Genomic DNA, 17,523 nt, shown 5'->3' with positions numbered 1-17,523 from the left:
ATCGGGTAGGGGAGCGGTCGGATCTCCGGCGGTGGAAAGACGGAAGGCCCGGAGCCATCGACTCCGGGCCTTCCGAGCTGGTTCTTCTACAACTGGGGTGAGTAACGGGGCTCGAACCCGCGACCTCCTAGACCACAACCAGGCGCTCTGCCAACTGAGCTATACCCACCAGGACGGTGTTCCGCGGGGCGAACCCGCGAAGCAACTGTACGAGAGTACTACATCCGCGAGGCGAACTCGTCCACGACGGCGGCCGAGACGGCCTGCACCTCGGCGGAGGTGGGGCCCGGCTCGGGGACGAAGACGGCCCGGCGGTAGAAGCGGAGCTCGCGGATGCTCTCGAGGATGTCGGCGAGGGCGCGGTGGCCGCCGTGCTTGGCCGGGGCGTTGAAGTAGATGCGCGGGAACCAGCGGCGGGCCAGTTCCTTCACGGTCGAGACGTCGACGTTGCGGTAGTGCAGGTGCGCGTCGAGACGCGGCATGAACTTGACCAGGAACGCCCGGTCGGTGCCGATGGAGTTGCCGGCGAGCGGCGCCTGCTGCTCGGCGGGGACGTGCTTGAGCACGTACTCGAGCACCTCGTACTCGGCCTCGGCGACGCTCACGCCGTCCGGGATCTCCTTCAGGAGGCCCGACGTCTCGTGCATGTTCCGGACGAAGTCGCCCATGTTCTCCAGCGCCGACGCGTCGGGGCGGATGACGATAGACAGCCCCTCGTCGAGGGGTTCGAGATCGAAGTCGGTGACGATCACGGCGATCTCGACGAGCTCGTCGACGGCGAGGTCGAGTCCCGTCATCTCGCAGTCGATCCAGACAAGACGGTCGGGGGCGCTACTCATGCGCCGAAGTCTATCCGCGGCCACCGACACGGCCGGGGCGGCGGGGGAGCGCCTCCTAGAATCGTTCTCCGTGATGATCCTCGTCTGCGTGCTGCTGATCGCCAACGCCGTCTGGAACGCCGTCGTCTGGCCGCCGTTCCTCCGCCGGGTGCGCAAGGACCCGCGGGCCCGCGACGCGTCCGGCCGCGCCACGACGTTCCTCCGCGTCCACACGATCCTGATCGGCGTCTCGCTGCTGCTTGCGGCGGTGTCCCTGGTCGTCGGCGTGCTCGGTCTCGTGCGGGGCGCCTGACCCGGTCCCGCTGCCGGCGCCGTGGCGACGCCGCCTCGTGGAGGCGCCGTAGTAGCCTGGCGAGACGCCCCCGTAGCTCAGCGGATAGAGCAGCAGCCTTCTAATCTGACGGTCGCAGGTTCGAGTCCTGCCGGGGGCACGAAAACGCTGGGACCCGGCCGGTCGCGGGGTCGCGTGAGACGTCCAGCCATCGCTTACTCATCGGAAACGTAGTGCAGCGCCCGCCCGCGACTGCTGATATCGGATGCGTCGCAGACGTACTCTGGCCGTGGCCGCTCGCGAACGCCAGGACGTCGAGGTCGATCATCCGCTCCCTCCGCGGCGGTCTGTCTCGGCGCCGTGACGGAAGTGGCCCGTCTCCGGCCCGGCCGCTTCCTCGTCGGCGTCGCGGTAGTCCTAAACGGACGAGTCGACGAAGACACGGGGGAGTTGGGGGTAGTTCGGATCGTAGGCGACTCCTATCTGACGTTCGTGCATCCGACCACCGACATCAGCGCTCCGCGCCGCGCCACGCGAGGAACGCCCCCGCGACGTCGTGCAGGGTGTCGCCGCCGCCAATGACCCAGCTGTCGCGGCTGATTATGCGTGCGTATGTCGTGAAGCCTTGATAGTCGCCAAGGCAGATCCAGCCGAAGCGTTCGCGCTTGTCGCAAGTAGACCACTCATCGGGAGTACCAATCGCCGGGTAAGGTTCGCGACAACAGGGTCGTGCAATTGCGCAGGTACGTCGATACCTTGCTCGCTGACGCCGATACCGGAATCACTTGCGTGTTAACTCTACCGATAGCCTCGGGGATGCTGCTCAGTTCGGTCGTCGCGTGATCAGCTCCGCGATGCTGGTGAGTAGTTGAGTTGCTCCGGTCTCATCGACTGATTTCCCCAAATCAGGTGGTGAGCCGAGGACTCTCCTTGCGAACGCTTCGTAGACGCGCGATTGAGCCTCGTGGTCGTTCATAGGATCGACAAAGGCCAGGAAGGATCTGAGTTGGACTGCGATTCCCTCGGCCCAAACGGCAGTCTGACGATGATGTGTTGATTGTCTAGCAAGATATGCGGCCAAAGCGGATAGAGCAGAAAGGAATGCCAGGTGGTAAAGGCTCTGACGCCAATCAAACACTCCGCTGGTACTACCGGGTGCAAGATACTCAACTGCAATGAGAGCGCTTGCGGCCGCCACGACCACTCCCAGGATGGTCATCGTCGAAACTCGAAAGCGTTTTGAGGTTTTATTCTCGTCCTCGGCGTAACGGCTGAAGGCAGATTCTAAGTCCGTAGCGCCGCGCTCACCCGCAGACCTCGCCGCGTTTTCGGCTGCGGTCTCCGCCCGCTGCGCCGCATCCGCAGCAATGCCTACTTGCGTGTCAACCCGCGCACTGAGCTCCTTCAGCGCACTCGTTGCCGAGGCCTCACTAGCGAGAACCGCGAATCGCACTCGAGAAGACGAGAAGATGCGAATCAATCGAAGCGACTCGTGTGGTAGGCCTGCTGAATTTGTCAACGTGATCATCTGCTCTTCGATTAAGATAATCAAAGACTCAAGCGAAGTACTGGCTTCGGCGAAGTGGTCAAGCACTTCACTGTCAGACGAAGCAATGGAAAGCCGTTCTATCTCCCTGATTGCACTATCCGCTATTTCGGTCATCGAGTCTCGCCGAAGTTGAACTATAGCCCAGGTGTGTTCGCCCGAGAGTGACTCAAGTAGATCACTGAAGATCTGTGCGATTTGCGCGGCAGTGCTGCCGTAGGGCTTGGCTCGTATCACGCCCTTCCGTTTGTCCGCAAAATAGGTGGCGTACTGAGCAATTTCTTCTGAGGATAGGATCGGGCTCTCGTCAACTTCCATGAAGCGACTCTAGCGTCGCATTCAGCAGAGAGGCGACGCGGATGTCCCATCGTTGTTCTCGAAGAATTGGCGATCGGGCATTTGTGCTTCGGTGAGGTCCGTCAGGTCGCACTGGTGGGGCCGCCGCAGCCCGAGGAGGCGAACACGAGGGCGAGGTACGACTGCGGTGGTCGACGTCCGCGCCTCGAAGCTCTTCGTCGAGAAAGGTCACACCGGCTCCGTCGCCACCACCTGGGCCGTCGTGCCCGGAGGCACCCCGATCTCCTGACGCTCCATCAGTAGAAAGACACAACTCAGGTGCTCACCCAGACCGCCACCCGGCCCGTCCCGGTCGACAACGACGACGAGTCTTACCGCGAGCCACTCCACTTCGCGGCGCTGGCCGCGGAGTACGCCCTCCTCGCCGCGGTGGCCGCGGAAATAAAGGAGCGGCAGGAGTCAATCGCGAAGCAGCGGCGCGACGGCCACGGCTTCGGGACGCACGAGACGGGGAACCTTATGGTCGCGATCCAGTACAACCGCCGGCCGAACATGGCGGCGATCGAGAAGGACTACCCAACGGACTAGTGCGCCGCGATCTACGTCTCGAAATTCGACATGGCCGCGTTCGGGAAGTGAGTCGCCCCGATCATCTTCTAGAACTATCCGCTCTAGGAACCCTAGAAGGTCCTGATGAAGTGATGGGAACCGAATCAGCCCTCAGCGCAACCGCCATCGATCGTGCGGTCGAACGTGCTGCTCGCCGTCCCCCCATCGATCGTCTCGGTAGCTGCCTCGAGGTGCTCGATCCGCTCCAAGAGGTGACCGACCATCGCGGTGAGGTAGGAAATCGTCGTCGTTTCTTGGTACTCCCTGTCGGCTTCTGTGCCGACAGTGATGGACATTCGCGGCGCACGCATCTGCTGCACGCGGTTCACGTCGGCGTAGTAGTCGGCGGAGGTCTTGCGCTCAAATTCGTCAGGCATGGCGGGACTCTACAGGCGGTGGCCCCTCGCTGACTATCACCGTTCTCTTTTGTGACGCGGGCGGTTCTTCGTCCGGCGCGACGTCGGCCTCGGGCTCGTCGTCCGCATGGCAGCGAACCACTGAACTCTCGCGACCGAAACCCACAACACCAGCTACCCGGAAACCGACCACGAGTGTGCCAGCTTCTTCGTCGACCGGATCAACTTCATGGCCGGCGCCGGCACCCGCATGGGCGAGGTCTTCGCCCTCCGTTGGACCGACGTCGACGTGTACGCCGCGACCGCGACGATCAACGGGACCACCCTCTGGACCGAGGGCGCCGGCATGAGCGTCCAGACGCACCCGAAGTCGTCGACGTCGCGGCGCCGCCTCCTGCTCCCCGACTTCGTCGCCGAGATGCTCGCCGCCCGCGACCGCGACGGCGAGCTCGTGTTCCCGTCCCTGTTCCTCGACCGGTCGACGTCCGCGACCCGAACAAATTCCGGAAGCAGCTGCGCCGCTTTACTGCGGGCACCGAGTGGGACTGGGTGACGCCGCACACCTTCCGCAAGTCCGTCATTACGCTCGTCGAGGACCTCGGCGAGGTGTCCCGGCAGCTCGGCCACGAGGGCGTCAAGATCACCGAGCGGCGCTACCGGGTGAAGACGCACGAAGGCCCCGACCTCCGCGCACGCCTGCAGCTCACGGCCACCGGGTGACGGGGGTCGGGGCGCTCATCGTTTAGTCGACGGAAACAGGGCCAGGAGCCGCGATCGGCGACCAGGCACCGCGAGATAGCGGGACCGATTCGGCCTGATCAGCGGCAGTAATGAGGAGGGTCGGCCACGGGGTCGGCAAGACATCGACCGGTAATCTGACTGTCGCAGGTTCGAGTCCTGCCGGGGGCACTTCCGCGTCACGACGACCGCGGCGATCGCTCCGCCCGCCCGTCGGATCCTCTCCGTCGAGCCCCGTCCGCTCGTGCCACCCGGACGCGGGTCGGCAGGTCCCCCGGACGCGGGCTCGCGGTCCGCGCGGCGCTAGCACAGTGCAGATATCTGAGCAACACCGGCGTGTTTCGCCGCATCAGCCGTTTCGCCCCTCCACCCGCCCCTAGGCTGATCGAGCACCGGAATTACAACGACGTAAGAAACGGAGGTACGACCATGTTGCTCCTCGCCATCCTCGGCGGAATCGCCGTCGCGTGGACGATCATCGCGGCGCCCCTCGCTGTGCTGGTCGGTCGAGTCGCTCGTGCTCGAGATGCGCACGTCTGAGGCGTACGAACTGCACCACGGAGAAGGCCCCGATCGCACTCGCGATCGGGGCCTTCTCTTCTTCCCGGGGACGGCTACTCGGCCGGGCGGGTGGTCGCGGCGCTCTGATCGCGTTCGGCTGAGCGCTCGTCCGGCTCCTCCGCGGAGTCCGCCTCCGTGCTCGTGACGCGCTGCTCGACGGGCGGCAGCTCCTCGACGGGCCGCTCGCGCGACGGGACGTCGAGTCGGTCGACGTCGGCCATGAGTCGGCGCGTTTCGTCGTTGTGCGGTCCGTCGGAGACGGGCGGCAGGACGATGGTCGGCGTCGACGGCCGCTCGAAGGCGGTGGTCGGCTCGGTCGAACTGGCGCCGACGACCACCGGGGTGGCCGCCGCCGTGGAGGGAGTCGGACGGACGGGCTCCGGGGCGCGGTCGGCCGAGCCCTCCGTCGAGCCCGACGTCGACCCGGTGGTCTTCGCGGCCTCGGGGCGCGAGGTCTCCGAGAAGCGCCAGCGCTCGAGGTCGGCGAGGAACGCCTTCCGGGCGCGGTTCGGCTTGTCGCGCCAGAGCACGAGGCGGTCGCGGAACTCGCCGACGCTCGCCTGCGTCTGGTACCCGCCGGTCGACGAGGTGTGCTTGAGGTCGGCGAGCTCGTGCGCGGCCCAGTTGGCGGCGACTCCCGAGCCCTTGACGGGGAGCAGGCGGAGGTGCGTCTCGGCCTGCGCGGCGGCTCGATCGCTCAGGATGCGCTCGGACTGGCTGAGCACGTTCCAGGCGGAGGCGTCGACCGCGGCATCGATCAGCGTCGCAATGACCGCGTTCTTGCGCTCGTGCTCCTGCTGCCGGATGAGGCGCGCGATCGCCGAGCGGAGGACGAGCGCAGCCAGGATCACCCCAATGATCACGGCGAGGAGGACGAGTGCGCCGACGAACACCGACTGGCGCCCTTCAGCCGTCTGGACCCAGGTCACGAATTCGTTCCACCACTGCATGAGCCGAACGTTAGCCCGGGGCCCGGCGGCACACCGGTCAGGCGCGCCGCCCCCCGGGGGATCGGCGCGCCGAGCCGGGGCTCAGGCGACCCGGAAGACCTCGACGGCGTCCTCGACGCTCCAGAACTCGCCGATCTCGGCGCCGGCCGGCATGCCCGCGCGCAGCAGCCGGGCGCGGTACTTCTCGCCCTGCGGGCCCTCGACGAGCTCGACGTGCCCGACTATCGAGCCGGCTCCGGTGCTCACGCGCCAGAGGCGGGCGTTCACACGGGTGAGGGTGGGCGGGACGCGGGTGGCGTGAAGGGTGGTGAGGGACACTGCTTCCTCCTGCTGGTCGTCGAATGCGGGAGCACCCACCGGCCGAGTGCTCTCGCAGACTACGAGCGACCACCGACATCGCCGCCGGACCGCGGCGGCCGGTTCGGAGACGTCAGCCGGGAGCGTCAGTTCAGCGACGTCCCGTGCACCGCGAACTCCTCGATCGCGGCGGTCTCCGACTCGGTCAGCGGTCCGGCCTCGAGGGCCGCGACGTTCTGCTCCAGCTGGGCGACGCTCGAGGCGCCGATGATGGCGCTGGTGACCGTCGGCACGCGCAGGACCCAGCTCAGGGCGAGCTGCGCGAGGGTCTGGCCGCGGCCCTCGGCGATCGCGTTCAGACCGCGGGCCCGCTCGAGGTACTTCTCGTCGATCCGATCGGAGGAGAGGAAGCGCGAGGTCGCCGCGCGGGAGCCCGCGGGCACCGTGCCGTCGAGGTAGCGGTCGGTCAGCAGGCCCTGGGCGAGCGGCGAGAAGACGATGCAGCCCGTGCCGATCTCGTCCAGGACCGGGAAGAGGCCGTCCTCGATGTGGCGGTCGAAGAGGGAGTAGCGCGGCTGGTGCAGCAGCAGGTGCACGCTGCTGCCGGCCAGGGCGGCCTCGGCGGCGCGGGTCTGCTCCGGGCTGTAGTTCGAGATGCCGACGTAGAGCGCCTTGCCCTGCTCGACGGCCGAGACCAGCGCGCCCATCGTCTCCTCGATCGGCGTCTCGGCGTCGGGGCGGTGCGAGTAGAAGACGTCGACGTAGTCGAGTCCGAGCCGGGTCAGGCTCTGATCGAGCGAGGAGAGCAGGTACTTCCGCGAGCCGCCGTCGCCGTAGGGACCCGGCCACATGTCGTAGCCGGCCTTGGACGAGATGATCATCTCGTCGCGGTAGGGGCGGAAGTCCTCGGCGAACAGGCGGCCGAACGCCGTCTCGGCGGCGCCGTAGGGCGGGCCGTAGTTGTTCGCGAGGTCGAAGTGGGTGATCCCCAGGTCGAACGCGCGGCGCAGGATCGCGCGCTGGGTGTCGAGGGGACGATCGGATCCGAAGTTGTGCCAGAGGCCGAGCGAGAGGGCGGGCAGCTTCAGCCCGCTCCGTCCAGCGCGTCGGTAGTCCATGGCGTCGTAGCGGGCGGGGGCGGCGTCGTAGCTCACGCGCCGACTCTATTCCAGCGCCCGAGCCGTGCGGAATGCGCACAGCCCCGGAGGTGTTGGATCGAGAGACGTGCCCGGCACCCCGGCCGCGTCGATGCGACAGGAAGTGAGTCACACGCAATGCGCACATTCGTACTCGCCGGAGGATGCTTCTGGTGTCTGGACGCCGTCTACCGCGTCCTCGACGGCGTGACCGACGTCGTCTCCGGCTACACCGGCGGAGCGACCCCGAACCCCGACTACGAGTCCGTCTGCACGGGCCGCACCGGGCACGCGGAGGCCGTCGCCGTCACCTTCGACCCCGAGGTCATCCCGGAGCAGGTGATCCTCGACGTGTTCTTCACGCTGCACGACCCGCGGCAGCTCAACCGCCAGGGCAACGACGTCGGGACGCAGTACCGCTCGGCCATGTACTACTCCTCCGACGAGGAGAAGGAGCTGTTCGAGACCGCCCGCGACCGCGCCTCCGAGTGGTGGGACGGCCCGATCGTCACCGAGATCGCGCCGCTGAGCGTCTATCACGAGGCCGAGGACTACCACCAGGACTTCTTCGCCAAGAACCCCGGCCAGGGCTACTGCCTCGCGGTGGCGCTGCCGAAGGTGAACAAGATCCGCAGGTCGTACTCCAAGTACATCCTCGCCTCCTAGCTCTCCTCCCCAGGCGACGATGTCGCCGGCTCTCCACCGAAGGGCCCGCCTCCACCACGGAGGCGGGCCCTTCGTCGCGACACTGTCCCTGCGTCGCCCGGGTGGTTCCGGCCCCCTCCGCCCGGGCGGCGTCCCCGTCGCAGTCGCGTCGGGAGCAGAGGAGCGCCGCCCGTGGGCGGCGACCGAGGAGAGGACAGCAGCATGACCGACACCCTGACCGTCATCGGAGTCATCGGGACCGAGCCGCGCAGCGTCGACACGGCGAGCGGCACCGCGATGACGACCTTCCGCCTGGCGTCCGCCCAGCGGCGCTACGACCGCTCCACTCAGCGCTGGGTGGACGGCTCGACCAACTGGTACACCGTGAACGCCTTCAACGGGCTGGCGGGCAACGCCCTGGCCTCGCTCGCGCGCGGCGACCGCGTCCTCGTCACCGGGCGCCTCTCCGTCCGCTCCTGGGAGTCCGGCGGCAAGACGGGGACGGACGTGAGCGTGATCGCCGAGGGCCTCGGCCACGACCTGGCCTGGGGCACGACCCGCTGCACCCGGACGGTCGGGCGGGCGAAGGCGGCAGCCCCCGAGGCGGCAGCGCCGGAGGCGGCCACGACCGGCGCGAGCGGCTGGAGCCCGGAGGCGCCGGCCGCCGTCGAGGGCGCGACCTCCGCGTCCTCCGGCGGCGACTGGGGCGCAGCGCGCGCCTCCGCGTCGGAGCCGTCCGAGGCCTCGTTAGACTCGGCCGACGCCCCGTTCTGACGCGGCGTTCGGCGTGCGTCCGGCCGCCGCGGGAGGGATTCGAGTGAGCACACGGACCGTCGTCCGCGCCGGCCTGCGAGCGGGAGCGGTGCTCGCGCTGCTGACCGGGATCGCCGGCTGCACGGCCCCCGCCGCGCCGCCCGCCGCGGAGAGCCCGTCGGCGTCGGCCGCCCCGTCCACCGAGGAGCCGGCCACCCCGGTCGCGCTCGTGCCCGGCGGCACCGCCGAGGAGAACCTCCCCTTCTTCCGGGAGATCGTCACCGCCGCCGCCGGCTCCGACCCGGAGACGCCCGGCCGGAGCGTCGTCGACGCTCTCGTGGCCGCCGGCTTCGCGAAGGAGTCGATGCAGCTCACCGCCGACGAGACCTCGGTCGGCCTCGAGGCGGACTCCGTGCAGGTCTCGGTGAAGGCGAGCGACGCCTGCCTCATCGGGCAGTACGGGCCGAAGGTGGACGGCGTCCGCGCGGTCGTCGCAGCGCCGATCGCGACCGGCGCCTGCCTCATCGGCAGCACCGTCCCGCTCGACGGCTGAGCCGACGGCCGGAGCCGGAGCAGCGAGCCGAACGCTCCGCGCGTCCAGCCGGTATCCTCGGTACCGGCCCGGCCTCCGACCTTCCCGCCCGCGCTCCCGCGTGCGGTGGTCGATCACCGGCGACATTCCGGCCGAGGGGCACCCGACGAACGGGACGCCCGCGGCGGAGAGCGGGGCTCCGAGAACGTACGAGCGGTTGAGGGACTGAAGTGGCTGAATACATTTACTCGATGGTGCGCGCCCGCAAGGCGGTCGGCGACAAGCTGATCCTGGACGACGTCACGATGTCGTTCCTGCCCGGGGCGAAGATCGGCGTGGTCGGCCCGAACGGCGCAGGCAAGTCGACGATCCTGAAGATCATGGCGGGGCTCGACACCCCCAGCAACGGCGAGGCGCGGCTGAGCCCGGGCTACACCGTCGGCATCCTGATGCAGGAGCCGGAGCTCGACGAGACCAAGACGGTGCTCGAGAACGTCCAGGAGGGCGTCGGCGAGATCAAGGGCAAGATCGACCGCTTCAACGAGATCTCGCTGGCGATGGCCGACCCGGACGCCGACTTCGATACGCTCCTCGCCGAGATGGGCACCCTGCAGGAGGCCATCGACGCCGCCGACGCCTGGGACCTCGACTCCCAGCTCGAGCAGGCGATGGACGCGCTGCGCACCCCGCCGGGCGACTCGCCCGTCACCAGCCTCTCCGGCGGTGAGAAGCGCCGCGTGGCGCTGACCAAGCTCCTGCTGCAGAAGCCCGACCTGCTGCTGCTCGACGAGCCCACCAACCACCTGGACGCCGAGAGCGTGCTCTGGCTCGAGCAGTTCCTCTCCAAGTACCCCGGTGCCGTCCTCGCCGTGACCCACGACCGGTACTTCCTCGACAACGTCGCGGAGTGGATCGCCGAGGTCGACCGCGGCCACCTCTACCCCTACGAGGGCAACTACTCGACCTACCTCGAGAAGAAGAGCGCCCGCCTCGAGGTGCAGGGCAAGAAGGACGCGAAGCTCGCCAAGCGCCTGACCACCGAGCTCGAGTGGGTCCGCAGCAACGCGAAGGGCCGCCAGACCAAGTCGAAGTCGCGCCTCGCGCGCTACGAGGAGATGGCGGCGGAGGCCGAGAAGACGCGCGTCCTCGACTTCGAGGAGATCGTCATCCCGGTCGGCCCGCGCCTGGGCTCGCAGGTCATCGACGCGAAGAAGCTGCACAAGTCCTTCGGCGACCGCGTCCTGATCGACGACCTCAGCTTCACCCTCCCGCGCAACGGCATCGTCGGCGTCATCGGCCCGAACGGCGTCGGCAAGACCACGCTCTTCAAGACGATCGTCGGCTTCGAGCCGCTCGACTCGGGCGACCTCAAGATCGGCGATACGGTCGACATCTCCTACGTCGACCAGACCCGCGGCGGCATCGACCCGAACAAGAACCTCTGGGAGGTCGTCTCCGACGGGCACGACTACATCCAGGTCGGCAAGACCGAGATCCCCTCGCGGGCCTACGTCTCGCAGTTCGGCTTCAAGGGCCCGGACCAGCAGAAGCGTGCCGGCATCCTCTCCGGTGGTGAGCGCAACCGCCTCAACCTGGCGCTGACGCTCAAGCAGGGCGGCAACCTGCTCCTGCTCGACGAGCCCACCAACGACCTGGACATCGAGACGCTCGGCAGCCTCGAGAACGCACTGCTCGAGTTCCCCGGCTGCGCCGTGGTGATCACCCACGATCGCTGGTTCCTCGACCGGATCGCGACGCACATCCTCTCCTACGAGGGCACCGAGGAGGACCCGGCGAACTGGTACTGGTTCGAGGGCAACTTCGAGTCGTACGAGCAGAACAAGATCGAGCGCCTCGGTCCGGACGCGGCGAAGCCGCACCGCTCCGCGTACCGCAAGCTCACCCGCGACTGATGCGCCTGCACGTCGCCATCCCGCTGCGCTGGTCGGACTTCGACGCCTACGCGCACGTCAACAACGCCGAGATGCTCCGCCTGCTCGAGGAGGCGCGCATCCAGGCGTTCTGGCGCCCCGACTCCCCGGAGCCGGGCGGAAGGGCGACGGCGGTGCTCGACGCCCGGCCCGGCGCGCGCACGATCAGCCTGATCGCGCGGCAGGAGATCGAGTACCTCGCGCCGATCCCGTACATGCGCGCCCCGCTCGACATCGAGCTGTGGATCGGGCGGATCGGCGGCGCGAGCCTCGAGGTCTGCTACGAGCTGTACTCGCCGACCGGCGTGGAGCCGCGCGTGCTCTACACCAAGGCCGCAACGACGCTCGTCATGGTGACCGCTGCGACGGGTCGCCCGGAGCGCATCCCGGAGGAGCTCCGCGAGGTCTGGGCGCCGTACGTCGAGGAGCCCGTCGCCTTCTCCAAGCGGAGCTGATCGCGCGTCCCGCCCGGCGGGCGCTCCCGGCGTGAGCCGGACTGCTCAGCCGAGCGGGACGCGGACCATGCCCTCCTGGGCGACGCTCGCCACCAGGCGGCCGTCCCGGGAGTAGATCCGGCCGAGCGAGAGCCCGCGGCCGCCGGAGGCGCTCGGCGACTCCTGCACATAGAGCAGCCACTCGTCGACGCGCGCGGGGCGGTGCCACCACATCGCGTGGTCGAGGCTCGCGATGCGCAGTCCCGGGGTGATCCAGGCCGCACCGTGCCGCCGCAGCGTCGACTCGAGGATCGTGTAGTCGCTCGCGTAGGCGAGGGCGGCGCGGTGCAGCAGCGCGTCGTCCGGCAGCGGGCCGAGCGCGCGCATCCAGACGCACTGGTGCGCCGTGCGGCTCGGATCGGCGCGGAGGTACACCGGCTGCTCGACGTGGCGGACGTCGAACGGCCGCTGCGTCGCCCAGAAGCTGCCGACCGGGTGGTCGACGCCCTTCAGCACCTCGGCGGTGCTCGGCAGCGACTCCGGATCGGGCACGCCCTCCGGCATCGGCGTCTGGTGGTCCAGGCCCTCGTCCTCGGTCTGGAACGACGCGATCATCGAGAGGATCGGCGCCCCGTTCTGATAGGCCTGCGTCCGCCGGGTGGCGAACGAGCGGCCGTCGTGGATGCGGTCGACCGAGAAGGTGATCGGCTGCGAGACGTCGCCCGGGCGGAGGAAGTAGCCGTGCATCGAGTGCACGCTGCGCTCGTCCACGGTGCGGCCGGCGGCGATCAGCGACTGCGCCAGCACCTGGCCGCCGAAGACGCGGCCCTCCGGCATCCACTGCGAGGGGCCGGTGGAGATGTCCTCGCTGGTGCGCGCGCCCGTGTCGACCAGATCGAGGGCGGTGAGGAACGAGGAGAGCGGATCGGACACGGGACCTCCGGGGTGTCTGCCGATCAGGAGAGCGGCCTCGGGTAAGTTTATCGACGCGATGATGTCGTCCTTCTCCCTGGCGGATCCGCCCAGCCTCTCCGATCTGCGCGTGTTCCTCGGCCGGTCCGCGCGTGTCGAGGACGGCGCCGTGCGCCTCCTCGCGCAGGATCGCATCCTGGCCGCGTACACCGCGATCCTCCAGCCGCGCGGCCTGCTCGACCGGTCCTCCACCGTGCTCGGCCTGCGCGTCTTCGCGCTCGACGAGCCGACCGCCTTCGACCGGGTGGTGCCGATCCGCGCGCTCTCCGACCGGCTCGCCCGCCTGCAGTGGGAGCCCGGGGGAGCGGACGGCAAGCCGGTCGTGCTGCCTGACGGCGACGACGCCACGGCGGGCGCCTGGGCCGGCATCTCGCCGCCGCGCGGCGGCTGGCAGCGGCGCGAGCCGGTCGACCCGGCGTTCCTCGAGAAGGTCGCCCGCGACGGCATCGACGAGATCGCCGCGGCGGTCGGCTCCGAGACCGGCGAGCAGATCGTCGGCCGCGTGCGCTCCACCGTCTGGGGCCGTCCGCTCGACGGTCTCGAGGACGTGCCCGCCGGCGCCGCCTTCGCGCTGTTCGCGCTCGGCTTCCTCGGCGCCGACGACCCCGTCGCGCTGCTCGAGAGCGGCCAGTGGCGGCGGCTCACCTCGCGGCGCGGGCACGTGCTCGTCCGCACCCCCGCCTGACCCGACGCCGGCGGGAAGCGCCGAGCGCTACTCCTCGAAGGTGTTGACCATCGCGTGCGCCGCGCGCTCCAGGTAGTCCCAGAGCATCGCGTCGTCGGCCGGAGCCAGCTCCAGCTCGTCGACCGCGACCCGCATGTGCGCGAGCCAGTGGTCGCGCGCCTCCGGGTTCACCTTGAAGGGCTGGTGCCGCATCCGCAGGCGCGGGTGCCCGCGCTCCTGGCTGTAGGTGCCGGGGCCGCCCCAGTACTGCTCGAGGAAGCCGGTGAGCCGCTGGATCGCGCCCTCGAGGTCGTGCTCGGGGTACATCGGCCAGAGGACCTCGTCCTCGCGGACGCCCTCGTAGAAGCGGCGGACGAGACGCTCGAAGGTCGGTCGCCCGCCGAGGTGCTCCCAGAAGGAGCGCATCGGGGGAGTGCCGCCGATCTGCAGGCCGCTCACGAGCGCGGTCCCGTCTGCGGCGGCACGGAGCCGCCGTCCTGCGGACGCTCGGTGGACTCGGTCGCCTTCGGCCGCCGCAGAGCACGCGGCAGGCGCACCGGCTTCCCGTGCTCGGTCGTGACCGTGGCGGTCGGCGTCGTGCGCGGTCCCTTCACGCCGCCGACGCTCGTCGCGCCCTCGAAGCCGCTGAGCACCACCGCGCTGAGCGAGGGCAGCTTGACGTCGAGCGTGTCGAGGGCGCGCTTGAGACGGATGCGGAGCTCGCGCGCGACGTCGTCCTTCGCGGTGGTGCGGGTCTTCAGCACCACGCGGATGACCAGCGCGTCGTCGGCGATCGACTCGAGGCCCCACAGCTCGGGCTTGTCGATGATCCGGGCCCGCCAGCGGCTGCTCGAGGCGAGCTCGTTCGCGGTGCTGAGGATCGTGCTCTGCACCGACTCCAGGTCGGTCTCGTAGGGCACGGCGAGGTCGATGATCACTCGCGACCAGCCCTGCGACATGTTGCCGACCCGGACGATCTCGCCGTTGCGGACGAACCAGAGCGTGCCGTTGACGTCCCGGATCTGGGTGATCCGGACGCCGACGTTCTCGACCACTCCCGTGGCCTGGCCGGTGTCGACGACGTCGCCGACGCCGAGCTGGTCCTCCGCGACCATGAACAGGCCGTTGAGGACGTCCTTGACGATGTTCTGCGCGCCGAAGCCGAGGCCGGCGCCGAGCGCGGCGGTCAGCAGCGCGAAGGAGCCGATCAGAGTGTTGTCGATGGTGTTCACGATCATCACGACGGCGATGACCACGATGAGGATCGAGCTGATGTTGTTGAGGATCGAGCCGAGGGTCCTCGTGCGCTGCACGACCCGGACGGCCGCGAGCGGGGAGGCGGCGATCGCCTGCGTGTCCTCGACCCGCTGGCGCTTCTTCACCCCCGAGACGATCTGGTCGACGACCCGCCCGACGACGAAGTGCGCGATGACGCGGGCGAGCAGGGCGCCGAGCACGATCGCGAGGACGGCGACGCTCTTCCAGAAGAGCTCGGAGTCGAAGAAGGAGATGGTCGCGGCGACGGGGTCTGGGGTGGAGGTCTCGAGTAGCAGCATCCCGTCCAGGTTAAGGGACGCGCGCTGGCCGGCTCCGGTGACGCCGGAACGACGCCGAGCGGCGTCCGAGGGATAGATTCGACGAGGGCCTGCCGGGCCCCCGAACTCCGCACCCGAACTCCGCCCCAGGGGAAGGACGCCCGATGCTCCACTCCACCCGGACTCCCGCCGAGAAGCGCCGCCTCTTCCGCGAGCGGCTCGCGACCGGCGAGCTGCTGCAGCTGCCGGGGGCGTTCACCCCGCTGTCGGCGCGGCTGATCGAGGAGAAGGGCTTCGACGGCGTCTACGTCTCGGGCGCGGTGCTGTCGGCCGAGCTCGGCCTGCCGGACATCGGCCTGACCACGCTGAGCGAGGTCGCGGGCCGCGGCCAGCAGATCGCGCGGATGACCGATCTGCCCGTCCTGATCGACGCCGACACCGGCTTCGGCGAGCCCCTCAACGTCGCGCGCACCGTGCAGATGCTCGAGGACGCCGGAGTGACGGCCCTGCACATCGAGGACCAGGTCAATCCCAAGCGCTGCGGACACCTCGACGGGAAGGCCGTCGTCGACGAGAGCACCTCCGTGCGGCGCATCGCCGCCGCGGTCGACGCCCGCCGCGATCCGGGTCTCGTGATCATGGCCCGCACCGACATCCGTGCCCTCGACGGGCTGCAGGCCGCGATCGACCGGGCGAAGCGCCTCGTCGACGCCGGTGCCGACGCGATCTTCCCCGAGGCGATGCGCGACCTCAGCGAGTTCGAGGCCGTCCGCGCCGCGATCGACGTCCCGGTCCTGGCGAACATGACCGAGTTCGGCAAGAGCGAGCTCTTCACGACGCAGCAGCTCGCCGACGTCGGGGTGAACATCGTGATCTACCCGGTGTCGCTGCTCCGCATCGCGATGGGCGCGGCGATGCGCGCGCTCGACGCGCTGAAGGCCGAGGGCTCGCTGCAGTCCGAGGTCGCCGGGATGCAGACCCGGGCCGAGCTCTACGAGCTGCTCGACTACTCGTCCTACAGCCGCTTCGACGAGGGCGTCTTCGACTTCAGCCTCGCCGGCCACCACGGCGCCTGAGCCACGACCCACCCCGGCGGCCCCGGCCGCCGATCCGATCGCGAAGGAGCGAGCGATGAGCACCACCGAGCAGGACATCCGCAAGGGACTCGTGGGGGTCGTCGTCGACACCACGGCGATCTCGAAGGTCGACCCGGAGTCGAACTCGCTGCTGTACCGCGGCTATCCGGTGCAGGAGCTGTCGGCGTCCTGCTCCTTCGAGGAGGTGTCCTGGCTGCTGTGGAAGGGCGAGCTGCCGACTCCGGCCGAGACCGAGGAGCTCCGCGCCTTCGAGCGCGCGCACCGGGAGCCGGCGCCGGAGGTGCGCGCGGTGGTCGAGCTGCTGCCGGTGACGGCGCATCCGATGGACGTCGTTCGCACTGCGGTGAGCGTGCTGGGCGCGCTCGAGACGGACCCCGAGGACGAGTCGCCGGAGGCGGTCCTGCAGCGCTCGATGCGGCTCTGGGCGGTGCTGCCCGCCGTCGTCGCCGCGATCCAGCGCCGCCGGCACGGGCAGGAGCCGATCGCCGCGCGCGACGATCTCGACTACTCGGAGAACTTCCTCTGGATGACCTTCGGCGAGCTGCCCGACCCGGTGGTCGTCGATGCCTTCCGGGTGTCGCTCGTGCTGTACGCCGAGCACTCGTTCAACGCCTCGACCTTCACGGCGCGCGTCGTCACCTCGACGCTCTCGGACGTCCACTCGGCGGTGACGGCGGCGGTCGGCGCGCTGAAGGGGCCGCTGCACGGCGGCGCGAACGAGGCCGTCCTGCACGTCTTCGACGAGATCGGCCTCGGGCCGGAGGCGGGTCCCCGCGCGCGGGCCTGGCTGGCGGTGGCGCTCGGGGCGAAGCGCAAGGTGATGGGCTTCGGCCACCGCGTCTACAAGTCGGGCGACTCGCGCGTGCCGACGATGGAGGCGGCGCTCCGCCGGGTCGCGGACCAGGCCGGGGCGGACGACATGCTCGAGCTCTACGACGCGCTGGCCGCGGAGATGGCCGAGCGCACGGGCATCCTGCCGAACCTCGACTACCCGTCCGGTCCGGCCTACCGCCTGATGGGCTTCGACACGGAGCTCTTCACCCCGCTCTTCGTCGCGGCCCGCGTCGTCGGCTGGACCGCGCACGTCCTGGAGCAGCGCGCCTCGAACGCGCTCATCCGCCCGCTGTCCGCGTACGACGGCCCGGCCCGCCGCACGGTCCCGGAGCGCTGACCCCCCGCATCTCGCCGTCCTGCGGAGCCGGCGCGGTCGGCGCGGTTCCCAGTGCGCGCTGCGCGCGCCTCCCATGCTGGTCGAGTAGCCGCGCAGCGGCGTATCGAGACCCGGCGGTTTCATACGGTTGTTGCAACGGAGGGGTGGTTGCATGCCGGGTCGTCGGTTGGATGCGGGTGAGCGGGGTCA

The 17,523-nt window shown here is 69.5% G+C and carries 21 protein-coding genes and 2 tRNA genes; 13 read left to right on the top strand and 10 right to left on the bottom strand.

The annotated features are described in order from the left end of the window. Window positions 1-93: 93 nt before the first annotated feature. Both MT351_RS06310 and orn read right to left on the bottom strand, forming a co-directional pair. A tRNA-His gene (locus MT351_RS06310) sits at window positions 94-169 on the bottom strand. Window positions 170-218: 49 nt separating this feature from the next. Then, window positions 219-839, bottom strand: a complete 621-nt coding sequence (orn, locus tag MT351_RS06305; RefSeq protein WP_123445774.1) for an oligoribonuclease — start codon at window positions 837-839, stop codon at window positions 219-221. 73 nt (window positions 840-912) lie between these two features. Between orn and MT351_RS06300 the strand changes: the two genes are divergently transcribed. Then, window positions 913-1,131 carry an SCO4848 family membrane protein gene (locus MT351_RS06300; protein WP_207901830.1) on the top strand — a complete coding sequence of 73 codons (219 nt, stop codon included), beginning with the start codon at window positions 913-915 and terminating at the stop codon, window positions 1,129-1,131. Between the two features lie 66 nt (window positions 1,132-1,197). Further along, window positions 1,198-1,270: transfer RNA gene (locus MT351_RS06295), tRNA-Arg, on the top strand. A 663-nt stretch (window positions 1,271-1,933) separates the two neighbouring features. Here the strand turns inward: MT351_RS06295 and MT351_RS06290 are convergent. Then, on the bottom strand, window positions 1,934-2,974 hold the full coding sequence (locus tag MT351_RS06290) for a hypothetical protein (RefSeq protein WP_132437865.1): 1,041 nt from the start codon (window positions 2,972-2,974) through the stop codon (window positions 1,934-1,936). 297 nt (window positions 2,975-3,271) lie between these two features. Between MT351_RS06290 and MT351_RS06285 the strand changes: the two genes are divergently transcribed. Beyond that, a complete protein-coding gene (locus MT351_RS06285) occupies window positions 3,272-3,541 on the top strand; it encodes a hypothetical protein (protein WP_132437866.1) in 270 nt (89 codons plus the stop codon). Between the two features lie 125 nt (window positions 3,542-3,666). On the opposite strand, the gene MT351_RS06280 is transcribed toward MT351_RS06285, so the two are convergent. Continuing rightward, window positions 3,667-3,939: a hypothetical protein gene (locus tag MT351_RS06280; RefSeq protein ID WP_243581609.1), complete on the bottom strand. Its 273-nt coding sequence runs from the start codon at window positions 3,937-3,939 to the stop codon at window positions 3,667-3,669. Between the two features lie 208 nt (window positions 3,940-4,147). Between MT351_RS06280 and MT351_RS06275 the strand changes: the two genes are divergently transcribed. Next, window positions 4,148-4,471 (top strand): hypothetical protein, encoded by a 324-nt coding sequence (locus MT351_RS06275; RefSeq protein WP_132437868.1) that lies wholly within the window; start codon window positions 4,148-4,150, stop codon window positions 4,469-4,471. After that, on the top strand, window positions 4,468-4,638 hold the full coding sequence (locus tag MT351_RS06270; protein WP_165909165.1) for a hypothetical protein: 171 nt from the start codon (window positions 4,468-4,470) through the stop codon (window positions 4,636-4,638). The genes MT351_RS06275 and MT351_RS06270 overlap by 4 nt, the downstream gene beginning before the upstream one ends. Window positions 4,639-5,270: 632 nt before the next feature. Here MT351_RS06270 and MT351_RS06265 read toward each other — a convergent pair. From MT351_RS06265 to MT351_RS06255, 3 genes are all read right to left on the bottom strand, one after another. Beyond that, window positions 5,271-6,167, bottom strand: coding sequence for a hypothetical protein (locus MT351_RS06265; protein WP_132437869.1), 897 nt, complete (start codon window positions 6,165-6,167; stop codon window positions 5,271-5,273). An 81-nt stretch (window positions 6,168-6,248) separates the two neighbouring features. Beyond that, window positions 6,249-6,485 carry a hypothetical protein gene (locus tag MT351_RS06260; protein ID WP_123445777.1) on the bottom strand — a complete coding sequence of 79 codons (237 nt, stop codon included), beginning with the start codon at window positions 6,483-6,485 and terminating at the stop codon, window positions 6,249-6,251. Window positions 6,486-6,610: 125 nt separating this feature from the next. Next, entirely contained in the window at window positions 6,611-7,618 is a 1,008-nt protein-coding gene (locus MT351_RS06255; RefSeq protein WP_132437870.1) for an aldo/keto reductase, read from the bottom strand. Between the two features lie 120 nt (window positions 7,619-7,738). On the opposite strand from MT351_RS06255, the gene msrA reads away from it, so the two are divergent. The 5 genes from msrA to MT351_RS06230 all read left to right on the top strand — a co-directional run bounded on the left by msrA (window position 7,739) and on the right by MT351_RS06230 (window position 11,916). Next, on the top strand, window positions 7,739-8,266 hold the full coding sequence (msrA, locus tag MT351_RS06250; protein WP_132437871.1) for a peptide-methionine (S)-S-oxide reductase MsrA: 528 nt from the start codon (window positions 7,739-7,741) through the stop codon (window positions 8,264-8,266). 201 nt (window positions 8,267-8,467) lie between these two features. After that, window positions 8,468-9,019, top strand: coding sequence for a single-stranded DNA-binding protein (locus tag MT351_RS06245; RefSeq protein WP_132437872.1), 552 nt, complete (start codon window positions 8,468-8,470; stop codon window positions 9,017-9,019). A 43-nt stretch (window positions 9,020-9,062) separates the two neighbouring features. Then, window positions 9,063-9,551, top strand: a complete 489-nt coding sequence (locus MT351_RS06240) for a hypothetical protein (protein ID WP_132437873.1) — start codon at window positions 9,063-9,065, stop codon at window positions 9,549-9,551. Window positions 9,552-9,760: 209 nt separating this feature from the next. Then, window positions 9,761-11,443 (top strand): energy-dependent translational throttle protein EttA, encoded by a 1,683-nt coding sequence (gene ettA, locus MT351_RS06235; protein ID WP_123445782.1) that lies wholly within the window; start codon window positions 9,761-9,763, stop codon window positions 11,441-11,443. Continuing rightward, window positions 11,443-11,916 (top strand): thioesterase family protein, encoded by a 474-nt coding sequence (locus tag MT351_RS06230; RefSeq protein WP_123703462.1) that lies wholly within the window; start codon window positions 11,443-11,445, stop codon window positions 11,914-11,916. Before ettA ends, MT351_RS06230 begins: the two co-directional genes overlap by 1 nt. Window positions 11,917-11,961: 45 nt before the next feature. Here the strand turns inward: MT351_RS06230 and MT351_RS06225 are convergent, their stop codons facing one another. Continuing rightward, window positions 11,962-12,828: an acyl-CoA thioesterase II gene (locus MT351_RS06225; protein WP_185020212.1), complete on the bottom strand. Its 867-nt coding sequence runs from the start codon at window positions 12,826-12,828 to the stop codon at window positions 11,962-11,964. Window positions 12,829-12,889: 61 nt separating this feature from the next. Between MT351_RS06225 and MT351_RS06220 the strand changes: the two genes are divergently transcribed. Then, entirely contained in the window at window positions 12,890-13,552 is a 663-nt protein-coding gene (locus MT351_RS06220; protein WP_308197316.1) for a hypothetical protein, read from the top strand. A gap of 27 nt (window positions 13,553-13,579) precedes the next feature. On the opposite strand, the gene MT351_RS06215 is transcribed toward MT351_RS06220, so the two are convergent. Continuing rightward, entirely contained in the window at window positions 13,580-13,957 is a 378-nt protein-coding gene (locus MT351_RS06215; protein WP_123446018.1) for a globin, read from the bottom strand. A 29-nt stretch (window positions 13,958-13,986) separates the two neighbouring features. Beyond that, entirely contained in the window at window positions 13,987-15,087 is a 1,101-nt protein-coding gene (locus MT351_RS06210) for a mechanosensitive ion channel family protein (protein ID WP_132437874.1), read from the bottom strand. A gap of 143 nt (window positions 15,088-15,230) precedes the next feature. Between MT351_RS06210 and prpB the strand changes: the two genes are divergently transcribed. Together prpB and MT351_RS06200 are read left to right on the top strand one after the other, a co-directional pair. After that, window positions 15,231-16,142: a methylisocitrate lyase gene (gene prpB, locus MT351_RS06205; RefSeq protein WP_123445786.1), complete on the top strand. Its 912-nt coding sequence runs from the start codon at window positions 15,231-15,233 to the stop codon at window positions 16,140-16,142. 55 nt (window positions 16,143-16,197) lie between these two features. Continuing rightward, window positions 16,198-17,334 (top strand): bifunctional 2-methylcitrate synthase/citrate synthase, encoded by a 1,137-nt coding sequence (locus tag MT351_RS06200; protein WP_132437875.1) that lies wholly within the window; start codon window positions 16,198-16,200, stop codon window positions 17,332-17,334. Window positions 17,335-17,523: the final 189 nt, after the last annotated feature.

The organism is Rathayibacter sp. VKM Ac-2926, from assembly GCF_022815565.1.
GTDB lineage: Bacteria > Actinomycetota > Actinomycetes > Actinomycetales > Microbacteriaceae > Rathayibacter > Rathayibacter festucae.
This window is presented reverse-complemented; position numbering and strand designations above follow the sequence as displayed.

What these genes read in the sequence shown, in the direction of transcription:
- MT351_RS06220 (WP_308197316.1), top strand. Translation starts at nt 12,890, where the DNA reads ATGTCGTCCTTCTCCCTGGCGGATCCGCCCAGCCTCTCCGATCTGCGC.
- MT351_RS06290 (WP_132437865.1), bottom strand. Translation starts at nt 2,974, where the DNA reads ATGGAAGTTGACGAGAGCCCGATCCTATCCTCAGAAGAAATTGCTCAG.
- MT351_RS06275 (WP_132437868.1), top strand. Translation starts at nt 4,148, where the DNA reads ATGGCCGGCGCCGGCACCCGCATGGGCGAGGTCTTCGCCCTCCGTTGG.
- MT351_RS06265 (WP_132437869.1), bottom strand. Translation starts at nt 6,167, where the DNA reads ATGCAGTGGTGGAACGAATTCGTGACCTGGGTCCAGACGGCTGAAGGG.
- MT351_RS06300 (WP_207901830.1), top strand. Translation starts at nt 913, where the DNA reads ATGATCCTCGTCTGCGTGCTGCTGATCGCCAACGCCGTCTGGAACGCC.
- MT351_RS06245 (WP_132437872.1), top strand. Translation starts at nt 8,468, where the DNA reads ATGACCGACACCCTGACCGTCATCGGAGTCATCGGGACCGAGCCGCGC.
- msrA (WP_132437871.1), top strand. Translation starts at nt 7,739, where the DNA reads ATGCGCACATTCGTACTCGCCGGAGGATGCTTCTGGTGTCTGGACGCC.
- MT351_RS06210 (WP_132437874.1), bottom strand. Translation starts at nt 15,087, where the DNA reads ATGCTGCTACTCGAGACCTCCACCCCAGACCCCGTCGCCGCGACCATC.
- MT351_RS06230 (WP_123703462.1), top strand. Translation starts at nt 11,443, where the DNA reads ATGCGCCTGCACGTCGCCATCCCGCTGCGCTGGTCGGACTTCGACGCC.
- MT351_RS06280 (WP_243581609.1), bottom strand. Translation starts at nt 3,939, where the DNA reads ATGCCTGACGAATTTGAGCGCAAGACCTCCGCCGACTACTACGCCGAC.
- prpB (WP_123445786.1), top strand. Translation starts at nt 15,231, where the DNA reads ATGCTCCACTCCACCCGGACTCCCGCCGAGAAGCGCCGCCTCTTCCGC.
- orn (WP_123445774.1), bottom strand. Translation starts at nt 839, where the DNA reads ATGAGTAGCGCCCCCGACCGTCTTGTCTGGATCGACTGCGAGATGACG.
- MT351_RS06215 (WP_123446018.1), bottom strand. Translation starts at nt 13,957, where the DNA reads ATGCGCTCCTTCTGGGAGCACCTCGGCGGGCGACCGACCTTCGAGCGT.
- MT351_RS06200 (WP_132437875.1), top strand. Translation starts at nt 16,198, where the DNA reads ATGAGCACCACCGAGCAGGACATCCGCAAGGGACTCGTGGGGGTCGTC.